We start from the raw sequence: 20,008 nt of genomic DNA, 5'->3' as shown, positions 1-20,008 counted from the left end.
AAATTAATGCAGTGAATGCGAAAATCAGATCATGCCCGGGGTTCCGCCCATGGCGGCAAACCAATACCAGATAACTATGGTGGAAAAATGCTGCCGTTTATCACAAAAATGTAAGAATATGCAGTCATAGGTTGGTTTTGATAGATCTAATTTTATAAATTTAGTCCCTCCTGAACATTTCATTATATACACGTTTTACACGTTATTAAACTTTGAACAATGAATAAACAACCATTGCACCGCAGAAGTTTTCTTAAAAACACGGTAGCCGCAGGCGTAGGTATTTCTATGCTGGGCTCCTCTGCCAAGCTGTTTGCCAATGAAAAAAAACCTAAAGTGAGAGTGGGCCTGATTGGTGTGGGCGCCCGTGGTTTGAGTCACCTGAACCTTTGCCTCCGCCGGGAAGACGTGGATGTAGTAGCATTCGCAGATCCGGATACGGCGTACACCGTACCTAAGGCGAGAACAATGATCAGCAAGTTCTATGGCGCGAAAAGAAAAGTAGCGGAATATACCAACGGGCCGGAAGATTTTCATAACCTGCTGAAACGTGACGACATTGATGCCGTGATCATTGCTACGCCGTGGGAATGGCACTCTATCATGTCTGTAGCAGCGATGAAAGCGGGTAAAACCCCGGCTGTAGAAGTGTGTGGCGCTTCCGACATCCAGGAATGCTGGGAACTGGTAAACACCAGCGAAAGCACCGGCATACCTGTATTTGGTATGGAGAATGTGTGTTACCGGAGAGATGTGATGGCGGTACTGAACATGGCCCGTCAGGGACTGTTTGGTGAGCTCACCCACCTGCAGGGCGGCTACCAGCACGATCTGCGCGCCGTTAAATTCAACAATGGCAAGCAATATTATGGCGGTGGCGTTGAATTCGGAGAGAATGCCCTGTCTGAAGCCAAATGGAGAACCAACCACTCCGTACACCGCAACGGCGACCTGTATCCTTCACACGGTCTGGGTCCTATCGGTAATGCGATTAACATGAACCGTGGTAACCGTTTACTGTCGCTCACTTCCGTAGCTACCAAATCACGCGGTCTGCATAAATACATCGTTGACAACAGCAGCGAAAGCCATCCGAATGCCAAAGTGGAATTCAAACTGGGCGATATCGTATCTACCCTGTTGAGAACCAACAACGGTGAAACGATCATGCTGTCGCACGATACCAACTCCCCCCGTCCTTACTCCCTCAACTTCCGCGTACAAGGTACCAACGGACTGTGGATGGATGACCAGGAATCTATCTATGTAGAAAAGAAGAGCAAATACGACGAGTGGGAAAAAACCGGCGATTTCAAAGATGCCAACAGCTACTTCGGCAAATACGACCATCCGCTGTGGAAACGTTATGCCAACGATGCTGCCGGCGCCGGTCATGGTGGTATGGATTGGTTCGTGATGAACTCTTTCATTGAAAGTATCAAGCGTGGCGCTCCTTATGCACTCGATGTGTATGATATGGCTACCTGGTATGCGATCACCCCACTGAGCGAACAATCCGTGATGGAAGGTGGTAGTGTGCAATACATTCCTGACTTCACCCGCGGCCGCTGGATGAACCGGAAACCAATTTTTGCCCTGGACGATCAGTATTAATCGTTTTATATACGATGGCCCGGAACAACCGCGATGATTACGTAGCGGTTGTTGCCGGGCCATTTGTTATTTAACGCTCACCGGTTTAGTGCTGCCATACACTCACCCCATCCTGAATGGTGGTGACATATACCTCCGGCACTTTACCATATTCCGCTTCATAGCGGGATTGTATAAAGGTGATATAGTCGGCTACTTTTTCTTCTTTCACCAGGTTGATGGTACAGCCGCCAAAGCCGCCCCCCATCACTCTTGCACCTGCTACTTCTTCCCGCTCCTGCGCCAGCGATACCAGGAAATCCAGTTCCGGGCAGCTCACTTCATACAGTTTACTCAGGCCTTCATGCGTAGCGTACATCAGTTGTCCGAACTGTTGCAGGTCGCCTTTTTTCAGCAGCTCCGTGGCATCCTGTACACGTTGTATTTCCGCAATCACGTAGGCGCAGCGGTCATACACCTGCGGCGACAACTGTGACTTCACTTCATCCAGCATCGCAAAGCTGGCATCGCGCAGCGAGCGTACATCCGGATGCAGCGTCTGGATAGCCTTTACGCCTTCTTCGCATTGCTGACGGCGTACATTGTATTCGGATGATGCCAGGCTATGGTGTACCATAGAGTTGCACAACACAATTTTATAGGCAGGGAAATCAAACGGAAAATATTCAAAGGAGAGATCGCGGCAATCGAGGCGCATTACCTGGTCCTTTTTGCCGTGCAGGTTAGCAAATTGGTCCATGATACCGCATTTCACGCCCGGAAAAGTATGTTCGGCCTTTTGTCCGATCAGCGCCATGTCCATACGTCCCAGCCCATACTGGAACAGGTGATCCAGGCCTGCTACCAATCCGCCTTCCACAGCTGCGGAAGAAGACATGCCGGCGCCTACCGGGATATCGCCTGCGATCACGCAATCGAAACCGGTTACGGACAGGCCTCTTTCCTGTAACTGAAATACAACGCCCATGAGGTAATTGATCCATCCGGGTGTGGGGTGCACCCTATCCAGGTCAAAGGAAACGGTTTCGCCGGTAAATACCGCATGTACATTACATTGACGGGTACCGTTGAGGGCAATGGCATATACGATTTTTTTATCAATGGCGGCTGGTAATACAAATCCGTCATTGTAATCGGTATGTTCTCCGATCAGGTTGATTCTTCCGGGGGAAACTATGATCAGTGGCTCTTTTCCGAACTGCTGTATGAATTTCTCCTTAGTTGTCTGTATCATTCAAAAAATATTAAACGTAAAATATACACCTAAAAATATAAAAATGATGGAGAAATAAAAAAGGTTGTCCCGGTAAATACCGGAACAACCTTTTTCCTATACCTGATTAAACAGGAATTAATTCGTTGGAAGTCCTTTTTTATATCCTGCTGCTGCATAATAAAGAATATACAGGTAACATGGGATCATGATGATGTAAGGTGTCTGACGGCTGTTCCACTCTACGCATAAAGCACCATATACCAGTGGTAAGGTAGCACCACCTGCGATGGCCATGATCAGGAAGGCTGAACCCAGTTTGGTAAACTTACCCAGTTTATTGATTGCCAGCGGCCAGATGCCAGGCCACATCAGGGAGTGGGCAAAGCTCAGCAGGATGATGAATATCACGGAGGTTTTACCGGTAGTCAGTAAAGCACCGGCAGTAAAGAGCGCGCCCATGATGGAACAGATAATCAGTGCACTGCGTTGTGATAAATATTTTGGCACCAGTACAATACCCAGTAAATATCCGATGGTTAAACTTACCAGGCTATAGATACTGAGGTGTAAGGCGACGTTTTTCTCGAAACCACTTACTTCGCCATACAGCGCCAGGGAGTCGATCGCCAGTACTTCTACGCCTACATAGAGGAACAGGCACAGGATACCGAGCATCAGGTAAGGAATACCGAAGATAGAAGTATGCTGACTGCCAGCTGTTTCTTCTGTACTTTCTTCTTCCGGTTTTACTTCCGGCAGGTTGGCTTTACGCACCATCAGCGCCAGGCCTACCAGTACGATGGCCATGATGATATACGGGGTAATTACACGGCCGGCCAGCAGTGTCAGTTCTGCTTCTTTTTCAGCGCCTTGCAGGGTTTCAATTTTTGCAGATAATTCTGTGGTGTCGCTGAACAGCAATACACCCAGTAACAGGATACCGATCATGGCTGCTACCTTATTGCAGATACCCATGATACTCATACGCTGGGCGGCACTTTCGATCGGCCCGATGATGGTAACATAAGGATTGGAAGCCGCCTGTAAGAGGGTCATACCAGCGCCCTGCACAAAAAGACCTACCAGAAACAACGGGAAAGATCTGGCCTGTGCAGCCGGAATGAATATCAGGGAGCCCACTGCCATGGTTAGCAATCCTACAGACATCCCGTTGGCAAAGCCTACTTTCCGCAGGATAGCAGAAGAAGGAATAGCCATGATAAAGTAGGAAATATAAAAAGCAAAGGTGACAAAGTATACCTGGAAATCAGATAGTTCGCAAGCCTGTTTCAAGAACGGAATCAATACACTGTTTAACCAGGTCACAAAGCCAAAAAGGAAGAACAGAGTACCGATCACGGTCATGGCCCGTGTATTATTCTTCGCCGCCGGAACGGAAGGCGATTGTAGCGTCGCTGTATTAGTTGACATAAGCTGCAAAAGTGATTTAAGATAAACGCGAACATAAAAAACTTATCTTATATTTCATAAATATTTTAGCTAAAACGTTTTATCAACTAAAAAAGCGACTATTTTAATTTACTTTTTTAAAAAATTTAAAAAATAATCTCTACATTTATCCGGCAAAATTTCACTGTAACTTAACACGTTTATGGCTCAGCAATCAAAGCAAAACGGACAAAGTACACATCCCTCGTTCTTTGTTCTTATTCTGGTGTTCTTTTTCTGGGGGTTTCTGGCTGCGTCTAACAGCATTTTTATCCCTTTCTGTAAATCACACTTCAACCTGACACAGCTGGAGTCACAACTGATTGACTTCTCTTTTTACAGCGCCTATTTCATAGGTTCCCTGATCCTGTACCTGGCCTCTGCTGCCCGTAAGGTAGATATCCTGAACAAGATTGGTTACAAAAAAGGTATTATTTACGGCCTCCTGATTTCCGTACTGGGATCTGCTATTATGATTCCCTGTGTGAATAAGGAAAAAATTGTTCCGATCACGGAAACCCTGCAGGATATCAGCAGTTTCCAGGTAGAACAACAGTTACAGACTTCCGACAGACAGGTAAAGATCCGCCGCGAAAAACAGGCAGATACTTATTCCCTGCTGATCAGTGACAATGAATCCGCCGCGAAGTACATCTCCAATCCTCAGTTGCTGGCTGCTATTCCGGCTGGTTTCCAACAGGATACGGAGCATAAACAATATGCTGCCACCTTCACCAAAGCCAGTCTGGAAAAGATTATCACGGTGCTGGACAGTGAGTATAAACAAACCGTTACTTTCGGTTACTTTGCCCTGATCCTCATGGCATTGTTTATTGTAGCATTAGGATTTTCCCTGCAGCAAACCGCGGCCAACCCGTTTGCCATTCTGTTGGGTGATCCGGCCAAAGGTACCAACCGCCTTAATCTCGCAGGAGGTATCAACTCATTCGGTACCACTATCGGACCCATCATCGTTAGTATGTTGCTGTTTGGCAATATTAAAGGCGGAGATGTAAGCACCGATATCAGTAAGATCAATACCCTGTATTTCCTGCTGATAGGCCTGTTCCTGGTTGCAGCCGCCATCTTTGCGTTTGTAAAAATGCCGGAAAGTCAGGATAACGCCGGATTTGAGACTTCACCGAAAGCGACTAAATCTATCCTGGGTATCAGCTTCATGTTTGTACTGATTCTCCTGGGACTGATCCTGAAAATAGAACTGCCTTTATTCATCACTGGTATCGTAGGTATCATTGGTATTCTGTTGTATACCAAAAGTGCTTCTGCTGCCAACAGTGAAGGATGGGGCGCCATGAGATATCCGCAGCTCACCCTGGGTATGCTGGCTATCTTCATTTATGTAGGCGTGGAAGTAACCCTCGCCAGCAACCTGGGTGCCTTACTGAAACACCCGGGATTCCTCACTGCCAAAGGCCTGGCCGAATCTGAACTGGACCCGTATGTATCCCTGTTCTGGGGTAGTATGATGATAGGCAGATGGACCGGTGCGATCAGCGTATTCAATGTTTCCAAAGGCGTGCGCAAACTGCTGTGCATCATTGTGCCTTTCATTGCCTACGGTGTGATACTGGGCGCCAATATTATCAAAGGCAATAATGTCACTGAATTATATCCTTATGCCATCTGTATCGCCATCCAGATCATCGGCTTCTTTGCCAGTCAGGATAAACCAGCCAAAACCCTGATGATATTCGGGTTACTGGGAGTTGGCTCCGTATTGATCGGTTTATTTACCAGCGGCGCACTCGCTACCTTTGCCTTCATTAGTGGTGGTTTATTCTGCTCTATCATGTGGCCCAGCATCTTTGCGTTATCTATTGCCGGCCTGGGCAAATACACCGGTCAGGGTTCTGCCTTCCTCGTAATGATGATCCTCGGCGGTTCACTGATTCCTCCTGTACAAGGTGGTCTGGCAGACATCCCAAGCATTGGTATTCACGCTTCTTATATTATCCCGGCGTTTTGTTTTGCATACCTGGCATTTTTTGCGTTTAGCGTTAAAAACATATTAAAATCTCAAGGAATCGATTATGAGTCAGCAACTAGTGGTGGGCATTGATATTGGGGGGACTAACACCAAATTCGGTATTGTAGACAGGAGAGGCACTATTTTATGTGATGGTCGTATGTTAACCAATCAGCATGAAGATGTAGCTTGTTTCCTGGATGAACTCCATCAACACCTGGCCATTCTGATCGAGCAGGTGGGGGGCATCGAAAATATTAAAGGAATTGGCGTAGGCGCACCTAACGGCAATTTCTACAATGGTAACATTGAATATGCGCCCAACCTGCGCTGGAAAGGAGTGGTACCACTCGCCCAGTTGCTGCAGGATAAATTCGGGTTACCGGCCGTACTGACCAACGATGCCAACGCAGCAGCGTTGGGAGAACTGATCTACGGCGCAGCCAGAGGAATGAAAGATTTTATCGTGATGACCCTGGGTACAGGTGTAGGTAGCGGTATTGTTGCCAACGGCCAGCTGATTTACGGACATGATGGTTTTGCCGGTGAACTGGGTCACTGTATTGTGATCCCGGGTGGCCGCTTCCATCCCGGCACCGGTGCACATGGTTCTCTCGAAGCCTATGCTTCTGCTACCGGTGTGACCAATTCTGCCCTGGAACTGTTGAAAACACGCCCGGATACCCAAAGCATCCTGCGCGATCATCTGCTGGAAGAAATCAATTCCAAAGTGATCTATGAAGCAGCGATGAAAGGAGATCCGCTGGCGATGGAAGTATACGAGTTCACAGGACAAATACTGGGTGCAGCCCTGGCCAATTTCGTAATGTTCTCCAGCCCGGAAGCCATCGTACTGTTCGGCGGCCTCACCAAAGCCGGCGACCTGATTATGAAACCGGTCCGTGAACACATGGAAAAGAACCTGCTGCCCATATTCCAGAATAAAGTTAAATTGCTGTTTTCCGAGCTGAAAGAAAGTGATGCCGCCATATTGGGCGCCAGCGCCCTGGCATGGGAGATGAAAGACTAACACGTAGCACATTGCCACAGCAGCAATGACCTGTAAGTATTGAACACGCAATATTATGAAAGATAGAAGAAGTTTTCTGAAAACAGCGGCCCTTGGCGCCGCTGTTTTCTCTTTAGACGGAGTAACGGGCACGTCTGCACGCGCAACCACCAAAGGAGGCCCCGTAAAAGGTAAACCTATTGTCATATCCACGTGGGACTTTGGCCGCGCTGCCAACGCAGCTGCCTGGGAAATACTGAAGAAGGGCGGACGTGCACTGGACGCTGTGGAAGCAGGTGTACGGGTACCCGAAGCAGATCCGGACAACCACACCGTAGGCTATTCCGGCTATCCGGACCGCGACGGCCGCGTAACACTGGATGCCTGCATCATGGACGAACTGGGCAACTGCGGTTCCGTAGCTTCCCTCGAACATGTTACCCACGCCATTTCTGTAGCCCGCGCCGTGATGGAAAAAACACCGCACGTGATGCTGGTAGGTGATGGTGCCCTGCAATTCGCACTGGCCAACGGTTTCAAAAAAGAAAACCTGCTCACACCGGAAGCTGAAAAAGCCTGGAAAGAATGGCTGAAAACATCAGAATATAAACCCATCATCAACATAGAAAATAAATCCTACGCTCCTGCCAACGGCGCTACTGCGTTTAATCCGCTGATGCTGCCGGGTAATGTGTATAACCACGATACCATTGGTATGGTAGCCATGGATGCTGCCGGCAATCTTTCCGGCGCCTGCACCACCAGTGGGATGGCTTTCAAATTACATGGCCGTGTAGGTGATTCTCCGATCATCGGCGCAGGTCTTTATGTAGACAATGAAATAGGTGCTGCTACCAGTACCGGCGTTGGCGAAGAAGTCATTAAAATTGTGGGCAGCCACCTCGTCGTAGAACTGATGCGGCAGGGTTATCCACCGGAAAAAGCCTGTAAAGAAGCTGTAGATAGAATTGTGAAAAGAAGTCCGTCGAAAGCCCGGGAGATACAGGTAGGTTTCCTGGCCCTCAACAAAAAGGGACAATACGGCGCTTATTGCCTGCAGAAAGGCTTCAGCTACGCGGTGTGTACCAGCGATACCAGCAATGTACTGATAGACGGTAAACATCATTTCTAAGCAGATAAAACAACCCTGTTGTATTACGCATTTTCAGGAAGTGCCTCGCAGATAATATGCGAAAATCTTCCCGAAAATGCGTAATTTCTTATTCCGGTTTCCAGGCAGCTGCTATCTCTCCAGAAAATACAATGATGCTGATTCCGGCCTGATGGGACTTTTATGCTCCCGGAAACCAGATGGTTATACACATTCCTATTACAAGCACTCCTAAAATCTGACATATGTCTTTTATTCTTGAAATATGCGCCGGTTCTGTCGCTTCCTGTATCGCAGCTGCAGCAGGTGGGGCCAACCGCATTGAGCTTTGCGATAACCTCCTGGAAGGTGGTACTACCCCCAGCTATGCAACGATTGCCGTAGCCCGTGAAAAAGTAAACATAGACCTCTATCCGATTATCCGGCCCCGGGGTGGTGACTTTCTCTATACCGACCTGGAGTTTGAAATCATGAAAAAGGATATCGAAATATGTAAACAACTGGGATGTAACGGCGTGGTAATTGGCATGCTCACCGCAGAAGGCCGGGTGGATAAACAACGCTGCAAAGAACTGGTGAAACTGGCCTGGCCCATGGGCGTTACTTTCCATCGTGCCTTCGATATGACAGATAATCCGTTTGAAGCACTGGAAGATATTATCGAAACAGGATGTGAACGGATCCTCACTTCCGGCGCCCGCAATACCGCTGTAGAAGGAGCTTCCCTGCTGAAAGACCTGTTCCTCCGCGCCGACGACCGCATCGCCATCATGGCTGGTTCCGGCGTACGTGCCAACAATATTGCCCAGCTGGTAAAAACAACCGGACTGTCAGAATTCCATACCACTGCCAAAGCGTACGAAGACAGCGCCATGGTATATCGCAATCCCAATGTAAGCATGGGCGGCATTCCCGGCGTTCCCGAATATGGCATCTCCCTCACTCAGGAAAAAGAAGTATTATTAATCCGTGAACTGGGAGAAAAAGCCTTGCACGAAATACAGTAGTAATCTATATTTACCATTTCGAATAACTTAAGTCCCTTAACTGCAACTTCCGATTTGAAATAATAAATCCCCGGCAACAGCCGGATAAAAGTGAACAACGAAATGAAAAAATTAATCATTGCAGCCAGCCTTTTATTAGGTGGCTTTTTCGCGCAGGCACAGGTCAAAGGGGCCAAACACGTGATACTGATTGGAATGGATGGTTTTGGGGCGTACTGTTTTCCTAAAGTGGATAACCCACACATGAAACAAATGATGAAAGAAGGGGCCTGGACATTACAGGCACGAAGTGTGCTACCTTCTTCCAGTGCTGTGAACTGGGCGTCTATGGTGATGGGAGCCGGTCCGGAAGTACATGGCTACACGGAGTGGAACAGCAAGCAACCGGAGCTGCCTTCCCGGGAACTCGACCGTTATGGCCTGTTCCCTTCCATCTACACCTTACTCCGCGAACAAAAACCCAAAGCGGAAATAGGCGTGATCTACAGCTGGGATGGTATCGGTTACCTGTTCCCCAAAGCAGCCATCAACAAGGAACTGGCCTGTCATGATAACGACAGCCTGGCCACCGCGGCAGCAGTAGAATATATCAAAACAAAAAAACCGGACTTCCTGTTTGTTCACCTGGATGAACCGGATGGCGTAGGACATAATATCGGGCATAATATTCAGCCTTATTTTGACCAGGTACATAAAAACGATGTGTTGCTGGGCAAAATGCTGCAGGCAGTAAAAGATGCCGGCATGTGGGATGATACCATCATTCTGCTGACAGCAGATCATGGCGGTATCAAAACAGGCCACGGCGGTAAAACCATGGAAGAAATGCAGATTCCCTGGATCATCCGCGGCCCTGGTATCCAACAAAACAAAGAGATCAAAAGCAGTGTTGTTACGTACGATACCGCCGCGACCATCGCCTGGATATTCGGACTGAAAACACCCCAGGTGTGGACAGGAAGGCCCGTGAAAGAAGCGTTTAAATAATCAGATCCTCCGACGTATACCCGCAGTATAAACCGGAGGCCGGATCAGTAAAAATTGGTGCTATGAAAAAAATGTTGCTCATTACCGTTGTGTGTTTTACGGGCTTTTCGTTGTTTGCACAAACACAGAAAGTGAAAGTACTGACCTACAATATTCATCACGGTCAGAATATGAAAGGTGTGCTGGACCTGCAGGGCATCGGTAACGTCATCCTTGCCACCAATCCCGATTTTGTGGCATTACAGGAAGTAGACAGCGTTACCCGCCGGACGGAAAAACTCAATCAGTTGCAGGAACTCGCAGACCTCACCGGTATGTATACTTATTTCGCCAAAGCCCTGGATTATGAGGGTGGCGGTTATGGCACCGGGATCCTCTCCCGCTTCCCGATTAAATCAGGTATTACGTTGCCACTACCAGTTTCCAAAGGCATTGAGCCCAGGGCAGCCGGTATCATTACCGTAAAATTACCCGGCGACAGCCTGTTGCAGTTTGCCTCTATTCACCTGGATGCAGAAAACAATCCGGCAGACCGGATCGCAGAAGCCAATACGCTGGTAGAATACTTCAAACAAACAGAAACACCCGTGATACTGGCCGGCGATTTTAATGCGATTCCGTCTTCCAAAGAAATCACCACACTCAAACAGATTTTCACAGATGCCACCAGCCAGATGGGACCTACCTTCCCGGCAGATTCTCCCACGGTAAAGCTGGACTACATCCTCCTGCATCCCAAACACCGGTGGAATATCACCGGCGCCCGGATCATTGAGGAAACCATCGCATCCGACCACAGGCCGGTATTATGTGAACTGGAATTGAAATAAATCCGACAACAACACACCTGCAGCAGCGAAGCCCGCCAACGTTGTTTCGCTGCTGCAGCTTTTACCTGACAGGTCTTTTAGTACCTGATTAAAACCGAACCATTAGTTATGACAATGAAAAATGTATGCAGCATTGGCTTATTGCTGGCCGCTGCAGGACTTTGGGCATGTTCCGGCTCTCACCATGCCGCTGCCCCCAAAGGCCAGGTAAGCATTATTCCTATGCCTGCCCAGGTGCAGGAAAAAGCAGATTCCTTCCTGCTCGATAAACAAACCGTTCTTGTTGCCAGCACCGATGCCGATAAACAAACAGCGGCCTTATTCAACAGCTGGCTGAAAGAACTCACCGGGTACGAACTGGCCATTCGGGCCACTGCAGATAAAAATGCGATTATCCTGCAAACCGGCCAGGACTCCACTAACCCGGAAGGATACACGCTGCAGGCGGGCAGTCAGGGCGTGAACATTCACGGCAACACCGCCAGTGGTACCTTTTACGGCATTCAAACGCTGATACAGCTGTTGCCGGTACAACCGGCTACTGCCTTTTATATTCCCGGCGTAAGCATTACCGATGCACCCCGCTTTTCCTATCGTGGATTACACCTGGATGTAGGCCGTCATTTCTTCCCGGTAGCTTTCATCAAGAAATATATCGACCTGCTGGCCATGCACAAGATGAATACCTTCCATTGGCATCTTACCGACGACCAGGGCTGGCGCGTGGAAATAAAAAAATATGCCCGCCTGCAGGAGATCTCTTCCAAACGTAAGGAAACCATGGCCGGCCGTTATGCCGACGGAAAATACGATGGCAAGCCCTATGGTGGTTACTATACGCAGGAACAGGTGAAAGAAGTGGTGAAATATGCGGCGGAAAGATTTGTGACCGTAATACCGGAAATAGAGATGCCAGGGCACTCCCTGGCAGTACTGACAGCCTATCCGCAACTGGGCTGTACCGGCGGCCCCTACGAAGTAGGCACCCGCTGGGGCGTATATGACGATGTATACTGTGCCGGTAACGACAGCGTATACACGTTTCTGCAGGATGTACTGGACGAAGTACTGGAGCTGTTCCCCAGCCGCTATATCCACATCGGCGGCGATGAATCGCCTAAAGTACGCTGGCAGAAATGCCCGAAATGCCAGGCCCGCATGAAACAGGAACACCTGAAAGACGAACATGCCCTGCAAAGTTATTTTATACAGCGCATGGAAAAATACCTCAACAGCAAAGGCCGTCAGATCATAGGCTGGGATGAAATCCTGGAAGGCGGACTGGCCCCCAATGCTACCGTGATGAGCTGGACAGGTATCCAGGGAGGCATTACCGCCGCGCGGCAAAAACATAATGTGATCATGACACCGGGCAACTATTGCTACTTTGATCACTACCAGTCGCAAAGTACGAATGAACCACTGGCCATTGGCGGCTTTACACCCGTTAGTGAAGTGTATGCCTACGAGCCCGTACCCACGGAGCTAACCAAAGAAGAAGCGGTATTTATCAAAGGGGCACAGGCCAATCTGTGGACAGAATACATCAACAACACCAGCTACCTGGAGTACATGGTATATCCCCGTGCTACTGCGCTGGCGGAAGTGCTCTGGTCTGCTACCGATAAACGGAACTACAACAACTTCCTGGAGCGGCTGAAAGTACATGTACACCGCCTGGAGCTGAAAAAGGTGAATTATGCCCGACACGTATTTGAAGTAACCGGTAAAATAGCTGACAATGGCAAAGGACAGGCCGTTATTCAGCTGGACAGTAAGCTGGAAGGTGGCACCATCCACTATACGACGGATAGTACAGCGCCTTCCCTGCAATCACCGGTATATACCACACCGCTGGCTGTTACCGGCAACACCGTCATCCGGGCGCAGGTATTCCAGAACGGTAAACCTTTCGGCAATGAATATCACCAACCGTTTCTGATACACAAAGGGCTGGTAAAAAAGATCACCCTGGACCAGGAACCTGGCCAGAGCTATAATCCGGGCAGTCCGGCGGCCATGGTCAACGGTATTGCCGGCAATGCCGCCTATAACGACGGCCAGTGGTTTGGTTACAATGGTAAAGATCTGACTGCCACCGTGGAACTGGACAGTGTACAGGATATTCACCTGGTAGGCATGAATACCATGAATGCCAGATCTAATTGGATTTATCCGCCCAAACAGGTTGTTTTTTCCGTTTCGGAAGATGGTAAAACCTTTAAGGAAGTATTTAAGCAGACCAGCTTTACCAAGGAAGGGATTAACCAGGTACGGGGTAAACTGACGCAGGCAAGGGGCCGTTATGTACGCATGCAGGTGCAGCATTTTGGTAAGATCCCTGCCGGAGCGGCGGGTGCAGGCAACCCGGCGTGGGTGTTTGCAGACGAATTCATTATAGAATAAACTCATACCGCACAGCGGGATTACCCGCTATACAAGAAAAAACCGTCCGGGCATTCACCCGGGCGGTTTCTATTTTATGACTCCTACACCAAAAACTTGATTATAGCTGGTTATCTACTTGTCTTATAAACATATAAACGATAAATTATGTAAAAAAGTTCTCCCTTCTAAAAGAAATATGAATTAAATTTTGCTAAATAAATATACACATTAGCTGTAAATTCTTTAATTTTCCGGCTCGTTTTTAAACCGCATCTAATCAAAAACGTTTACAAATGACGATTAATCATCAGGAAATCGAACTGATTGACAGCTTTGAACAAATTGCTGTGGATATCCATCCCTCTGCCAAAGAAGGTTCCAGAGCAGTTGCACAGGAAATTGCTACGCTGATACGCGAGAAGCAGGCTGCCAATCAAAAATGTGTATTAGGACTGGCCACAGGCTCCACTCCCAAATACCTCTATGCCGAATTAGTACGCCTGCACAAGGAAGAAGGGCTGAGCTTCAAGAATGTAATTACATTTAACCTCGATGAATATTATCCCATAGAGCCAGATGCATTACAGAGCTACAATCGCTTTATGAAGGAACAACTGTTCAATCATATTGATATTCCGGAAGGCCAGTATTTTGTGCCGGATGGTACCATCTCTAAGGATCAGATTAAAAAGTACTGCGAAGACTACGAAAAGCGTATAGACGAAAACGGTGGTATCGATATTCAGATTCTGGGCATCGGTAACAACGGCCACATTGGTTTTAACGAACCAGGCGCTAATATCAACTCACACACCCGGCTGGTAACATTGGATAACAGCACCCGGCTGGCCAATGCTTACGAGTTCCCGAATATGAGCCAGGTTCCTCGTCTGGCCATTACCATGGGTATCAGCACCATCTTCAAGGCAAAACGCGTATTGCTGATGGCCTGGGGCTCCCATAAAGCGAAAATCGTACGCCGTTCAGTAGAAGGACACAGCTCCGACCAGGTACCTGCTTCCCTGCTGCAACAGCATCCGAACTGCAAATTCATCATCGATGAACAGGCTTCCCTGGAGCTGACCCGCTTCAAAGAGCCATGGCTCACCGGCGATTGCGAATGGACACCGGGTCTGATCCGCAAAGCGGTTACCGGCCTCGCACTGAAGCTGGACAAGCCTATCCTGATGCTGACAGATAAGGACTACAACGAAAATGGTCTGAATGACCTGATCGTTCAATACGGTTCTGCCTACGAACTCAATATCAAGGAATTCAACAGCATCCGCGACACCATCACCGGCTGGCCCGGCGGTAAACCAGGTCCGCAGCTCCCGAATCATCCGGAGCGTTCAGAGCCTGCAAAGAAACGCGCCCTGATCTTCTCTCCGCATCCTGATGACGATATCATCTCTATGGGTGGTACTTTCATTCGGCTGCATGAGCAGGGACACGATGTACACGTAGCTTATCAGACATCCGGCAACATTGCCGTTACAGATGAGTTCCTGCTGCGTTTCATCGATTTCGCCGTTGGCTTTGAAGGGATGTTCGATATCGACCGGAGCAAAAGCTCTCAGATACTGAATGATGCCAAAGCATTCATCAACGTTAAAAAACCAAGCCAGAAAGATACACCGGAAATCCGCGCCATTAAAGGCCTGATCCGCCGTTGTGAAGCTAAGGCTACCTGTCGTTACGTAGGTATTGCGGAAGAAAACGCACACTTCATGAACCTGCCTTTCTATGAAACCGGTCTGGTGGAAAAGAAACCAATGGGTCCTGAAGATGTACAACTGACCGTAGACCTGCTCCGCGAATTAAAACCACAGCAGATCTTCTGCGCCGGTGACCTCGCCGATCCGCATGGTACCCACAAAGTGTGCCTGGATGTGATCTTTGCTGCACTGGACATCGTGAAAAGCGAGCCATGGGCGAAAGATTGCTGGGTATGGCTGTACAAAGGTGCCTGGCAGGAATGGGATATCCACGAAATTGAAATGGCAGTGCCAATGAGCCCTGACCAGATCATGCAGAAACGTCTGGGTATCTTTATCCACCAGAGTCAGAAAGATGTGGTGCCATTCCAGGGTACTGATTCCCGCGAATTCTGGCAACGTGCGGAAGACCGTAACGCAAACACTGCTGAACTGTACGACAAATTAGGCTTACAGCAATATGCAGCGATGGAAGCGTTTGTACGTTATCACTTCATGTAATCCTTTTTACTTGAAATAAATATTAGGGATTTTTTAATTCAGGAAATACCTGAATTAAAAAATCCCTAAATTTATTATATGGATCTAGCCCGCGCAATTGAAATTGCCATATCTGTACACAGAGATCAGGTAGACAAATACGGTCACCCCTATCTCGAACATGTATTCCGGGTAATGCAGGCCGGGCGTAGCGACGAAGAGAAAATAGTGGGAGCACTGCATGATGTTGTAGAAGACAGCGACTGGACTTTTGACGCATTGGAAAAAGAAGGGCTCGCCCCTCACCTCCTGGAAGCACTTCGCTGTGTGACTAAGCTATCTGAAGAAGAAGACTATACGCACTTCATTAACCGTATTCTGGATAACAAGCTCGCCTGTGTAGTGAAACTCAACGATCTTGCAGACAATATGGATATCCGGCGTATGACCGCAGTACAGGAAAAAGACCTGCAACGGCTCAACAAATACCTGCAAGCCTATCAGCGTATCACAGCTGCGGTTATCAGGTAGAAATTAAATAAAAATCCTTTCGATTAAACGATTAAATTACAATAGAAAATAGAATAACCATCAATGGAAAACGATATCCTCATTGACTTTCGGTTCATTGCCAAAGATAAGCCCAGGTTTGGTGAATTATTTTTAATAACCGGAGAAGAACATCCGAAGTTCCCTCCCCGTCACCAATACTTTGCACCATTAGCCCCACTGGGGTTTGAACAACTCGATGATTTTTTTGGCATTTTAAACAGTGAAGAAACTGGTGATGATGTACTGGTGTGGTTGTTTCCTATGATCAACGGCGAAGAAGTATTTCACAACAGCGGCCCGTTTGATGCCATCCGGCTCTCTTACAGCGCCCTGCGTAATACGCCCGACAATATAGCCCTCCTGCAGGAATGTTTTAATAACTTCCGGGAAATACCTGAAACAGAAGTCCTGTTCGACGGTAACCCCATACAGGATTTCAGCCCGATACAAAAGAAAGCAGACGAAATAGTGGCCCACTGGCGGGAACAACAGATAGAACCAGGCTCCGAACAAAGCCTCCTGATCGATGAAGAAGGAGAGGAAGAATGGGAAGAAGGAGAAGAAGGAGAATGGGAAGAGGAAGAAAATTAATTGTTACGGCGGGCTATCGGCCCGCTGTAATCATTTAAATAATGGATGAACTACGCATTTTCCTATAGCTACCAGCATACATCACCCCTCTTCAGCTATCGGAAAATGCGTAGTGCTTTATTCGTAAATCGTCCTGAAATGAAATAGATTTGCGCTTATGAAGCAATTATTTTATCTCGCCTTGTCTGTAGTGGTATTAATGGCTTGCGATCAGAAAGGTAGACACAGCAAATACGATAATGAAGAAAATGTAGGTCACAAGGGCCCTGCCACCGACAAAAAAGCTACTCTCAAAAAAGTAACCGCTGCCATCCCCGTTCTGGGAGAAAGAATCAACAACGCTGCTACCATACGTAATAGTCCCGGCGGAGAACCCATCGCTGCTTTACTCGACTACATACCGCTGCGTTGTGCCCCACTGAACAAAGACTGGTATCCGGTTAGTATCGATATTGATATTACAAAAGAAGAATTCAGTAAACCCCTGTTTCACAAAGGCCGCAAGCTGAAAGTAAACGGCGTACCTGCCGGCACCCTCCAGCGCGACACCAAATTGCCGGTTGCCACCAATGGCGAAAAAATGTGGGCTACCATCAACGGCTATACGGAAAAGAAGAACATCCGCAGCGGTAGTATCATTGAATCGGCCATCGTCAGCTATCTGAGCCAGCATAAAGGCCGCAGCATTGCCGATATGCAGGATTTCATCGATAACTTTCAGCTGGAAGAAGATAAAAATGTATTGAAACCCTACCAACTGTATTTCAACTATGAAAGTGGTATCGATGATCCCAGCCCGCTGTACCGCCTCGTACTGGTGTTCCAGGGTAAACAACTCCTCGGTGTGATACATACCCGCCCGGTTGCACTAAACGGTTATGCCCCGCGCAGACTGCAACGTGACTTCACCATTCATTTTCTTCCAGGCATCGATAAGAGCCTCAAAGAAGATTTCAGCAACAAGTTCAATAAATTCATCCTCTCCGTGGATTAATCAAAGTCATAACTTATGGTTATGACCAATTACCAATAGCCATTTGACTTCCGGGTATACTGTACGGACCTTTGTGTTTCAAAACCGTACTGAATATGCAACAACAAAAGATCGGACAAGCCTGGCTGAACAGTCATTTTCCCAAAGGAATATTTATCATCGCGGCAGCAGCCACCCTGCTGCCGGTTGTACAGCCACCGGTAGCCTTGCTCCTGGGTATCGCATTGGCACAAACCATGGGTAATCCCTTTGCGGCCATCACACCCCGCATTACCCACTGGTTGCTGCAACTGTCTGTGGTAGGTTTAGGTTTCGGCATGAACATCTACAGCGCCGGCAAAGCAGGTAAAGAAGGTTTTATACTGACCATCGCTTCCATTGCCGGTACGCTCTTAACCGGTTTACTATTGGGCCGCTTATTGAAAATAGATAAAAAAACATCCCATCTTATTTCCTGCGGCACGGCCATCTGTGGTGGGAGCGCCATTGCCGCCATCGCTCCTGTGGTGAAAGCCGGCGAAAAACAAATATCCGTAGCACTGGGAATTATATTTCTGCTGAACGCCGCCGCTTTGTTTATTTTTCCTGCCGTAGGACATCTGCTCAACTTATCGCAGCAACAGTTTGGCCTTTGGAGCGCCATTGCCATCCATGATACCAGTTCCGTTGTAGGCGCCGCCGGCAAATATGGCGATGAAGCCCTGCAAATTGCGACCACCGTTAAATTATCCCGCGCCCTCTGGATTATACCGATTGCCTTCATCAGCGCGCTGGTATTTAAGAGCGAAAAAAGCCGGATAAAAATCCCCTGGTTCATCGGTATTTTTATTGTTGCCCTGCTGTTGAATACCTGGGTACCAGCGGTACAACAAATTAGTCCGTTGCTGGTAAAAAGTGCGAAAACAGGTTTGTCCCTTACCTTATTCCTGATCGGCGCAAACCTTACCAGGCAATCCTTACAGGGTATTGGCTGGCAACCTTTACTACAGGGAATTGTATTATGGTGTATGATCAGCGCCGGTGCACTTGCAGCTATCTGTCTGTTAGGATAACCAATAAAATTGATACCGGGGAAAATACCCTGATCGTATCAGTCTCAATATTCCTTATATTTGATTTATTGTCTGTAATTCTGAAAACTCGACCAATATCTCAGGGAGATCATTATATTAACCATTAGACACACGCTATTTATGAGCCGATCCCCTACCAGTAAATCTGGTTTGTACATGGCTGGGTTCAGGGCATTGGAAAGCTGTAAGCCGGAGGGAGAACGTTTATTATATGATCCATTTGCCACTGCTTTTCTTTCGCGGTTCCTGCAGACCATATTCGCGGCCTGTACATTGCCGGTTGCCAGAAAGCTGTTTTCTTCGTATATCCAGCTCCGCTGGCCGGGTGTATTTACTGCTGCTGTAGCCAGAACAAAACTCATCGATGACATGATCATCCATGCAGTAGAAAAGGAAGGTATCAATCAGGTGATTATTCTCAGCGCCTCCTATGATACCCGTGCACATCGCCTGAAAATCGGTGCTCCTTTGCATTATGTAGAGGTAGATCATCCGGAAGTACAGCTGAATAAACGTAAGATACTCTCCGAACTGCTGGAAATCCCTGTGATACCGGTAGATTACATCCCGCTCAATATGGGCGAAGAAGGCATGTCGGAAGTCATCGATCAGCTGCTGAACCGCAAACACTACAAAACCCTGTTTCTTTGGGAAGCATTAACAACGTGGGAAGAAGCCCGCGAAGCAGAAGCTATTTTCCGCTATATCAGCAGCTTCGCTTCCGGCACACAGGTCATCATTACTTATCTCGATCGGGCGCCGCTGGACAACCCTAAAGCATATCCCGGTTTCTCCCGCATTTATCGCACCCTGCGCCGCGCGGGTGAAAAATGGGATTATGGTCTCCGTCCGAAAGACATCCATCAGTTTATGGAAGCGCACCACATGCAGATCCGTTATGATGCCGGCGCAGATCAGTACCGCGCACTCTACTTCGGCGAGGAAAGCCGGCATATGAAAGGCTATGAATATTTCAGAATAGTAAGAGGAGAAGTGAAATAG

The 20,008-nt window shown here is 48.0% G+C and carries 15 protein-coding genes and 1 pseudogene; 14 read left to right on the top strand and 2 right to left on the bottom strand.

Features of this window, described 5'->3' with window-relative positions; translation table 11 throughout:
* The first annotated feature begins 219 nt into the window (after nt 1-219).
* On the top strand, nt 220-1,614 hold the full coding sequence (locus tag OL444_RS09250) for a Gfo/Idh/MocA family protein (protein ID WP_264733502.1): 1,395 nt from the start codon (nt 220-222) through the stop codon (nt 1,612-1,614).
* An 85-nt stretch (nt 1,615-1,699) separates the two neighbouring features.
* Here the strand turns inward: OL444_RS09250 and galK are convergent, their stop codons facing one another.
* Together galK and OL444_RS09240 are read right to left on the bottom strand one after the other, a co-directional pair.
* Complete coding sequence (gene galK, locus OL444_RS09245) at nt 1,700-2,848, bottom strand: galactokinase (RefSeq protein ID WP_264733503.1); 1,149 nt, start codon at nt 2,846-2,848, stop codon at nt 1,700-1,702.
* Nucleotides 2,849-2,965: 117 nt separating this feature from the next.
* Nucleotides 2,966-4,261 (bottom strand): sugar MFS transporter, encoded by a 1,296-nt coding sequence (locus OL444_RS09240; protein WP_264733504.1) that lies wholly within the window; start codon nt 4,259-4,261, stop codon nt 2,966-2,968.
* A gap of 181 nt (nt 4,262-4,442) precedes the next feature.
* Between OL444_RS09240 and OL444_RS09235 the strand changes: the two genes are divergently transcribed.
* From OL444_RS09235 to OL444_RS09175, 13 genes and pseudogenes are all read left to right on the top strand, one after another.
* On the top strand, nt 4,443-6,359 hold the full coding sequence (locus tag OL444_RS09235; RefSeq protein WP_264733505.1) for an MFS transporter: 1,917 nt from the start codon (nt 4,443-4,445) through the stop codon (nt 6,357-6,359).
* Nucleotides 6,331-7,296, top strand: a complete 966-nt coding sequence (locus OL444_RS09230) for an ROK family protein (RefSeq protein ID WP_264733506.1) — start codon at nt 6,331-6,333, stop codon at nt 7,294-7,296. The genes OL444_RS09235 and OL444_RS09230 overlap by 29 nt, the downstream gene beginning before the upstream one ends.
* A 55-nt stretch (nt 7,297-7,351) precedes the next feature.
* Nucleotides 7,352-8,407 (top strand): glycosylasparaginase, encoded by a 1,056-nt coding sequence (locus OL444_RS09225; protein ID WP_264733507.1) that lies wholly within the window; start codon nt 7,352-7,354, stop codon nt 8,405-8,407.
* A 224-nt stretch (nt 8,408-8,631) separates the two neighbouring features.
* Entirely contained in the window at nt 8,632-9,393 is a 762-nt protein-coding gene (locus OL444_RS09220; RefSeq protein ID WP_264733508.1) for a copper homeostasis protein CutC, read from the top strand.
* Nucleotides 9,394-9,495: 102 nt separating this feature from the next.
* The gene (locus OL444_RS09215; protein ID WP_264733509.1) at nt 9,496-10,380 is read left to right on the top strand and encodes an alkaline phosphatase family protein; all 885 of its coding nucleotides are present in this window, start codon (nt 9,496-9,498) and stop codon (nt 10,378-10,380) included.
* Between the two features lie 62 nt (nt 10,381-10,442).
* The gene (locus OL444_RS09210; protein WP_264733510.1) at nt 10,443-11,210 is read left to right on the top strand and encodes an endonuclease/exonuclease/phosphatase family protein; all 768 of its coding nucleotides are present in this window, start codon (nt 10,443-10,445) and stop codon (nt 11,208-11,210) included.
* Nucleotides 11,211-11,318: 108 nt separating this feature from the next.
* Complete coding sequence (locus tag OL444_RS09205) at nt 11,319-13,616, top strand: glycoside hydrolase family 20 protein (RefSeq protein ID WP_264733511.1); 2,298 nt, start codon at nt 11,319-11,321, stop codon at nt 13,614-13,616.
* 269 nt (nt 13,617-13,885) lie between these two features.
* Nucleotides 13,886-15,817: pseudogene (gene nagB / locus OL444_RS09200) on the top strand (glucosamine-6-phosphate deaminase); the annotation flags it as partial.
* Nucleotides 15,818-15,895: 78 nt separating this feature from the next.
* Nucleotides 15,896-16,327, top strand: coding sequence for a phosphohydrolase (locus OL444_RS09195; protein WP_264733512.1), 432 nt, complete (start codon nt 15,896-15,898; stop codon nt 16,325-16,327).
* Nucleotides 16,328-16,390: 63 nt separating this feature from the next.
* Nucleotides 16,391-16,939, top strand: a complete 549-nt coding sequence (locus OL444_RS09190; protein ID WP_264733513.1) for a hypothetical protein — start codon at nt 16,391-16,393, stop codon at nt 16,937-16,939.
* Nucleotides 16,940-17,096: 157 nt separating this feature from the next.
* Entirely contained in the window at nt 17,097-17,933 is an 837-nt protein-coding gene (locus tag OL444_RS09185) for a hypothetical protein (RefSeq protein WP_264733514.1), read from the top strand.
* Between the two features lie 95 nt (nt 17,934-18,028).
* Complete coding sequence (locus OL444_RS09180; protein WP_264733515.1) at nt 18,029-18,985, top strand: YeiH family protein; 957 nt, start codon at nt 18,029-18,031, stop codon at nt 18,983-18,985.
* 141 nt (nt 18,986-19,126) lie between these two features.
* Nucleotides 19,127-20,008 (top strand): class I SAM-dependent methyltransferase, encoded by an 882-nt coding sequence (locus OL444_RS09175; RefSeq protein ID WP_264733516.1) that lies wholly within the window; start codon nt 19,127-19,129, stop codon nt 20,006-20,008.

It is taken from the genome of Chitinophaga nivalis, from assembly GCF_025989125.1.
Lineage (GTDB): Bacteria > Bacteroidota > Bacteroidia > Chitinophagales > Chitinophagaceae > Chitinophaga > Chitinophaga nivalis.
The sequence above is the reverse complement of the archived record's forward strand: the minus strand, read 5'-3'. Positions and strand labels throughout refer to the sequence as shown.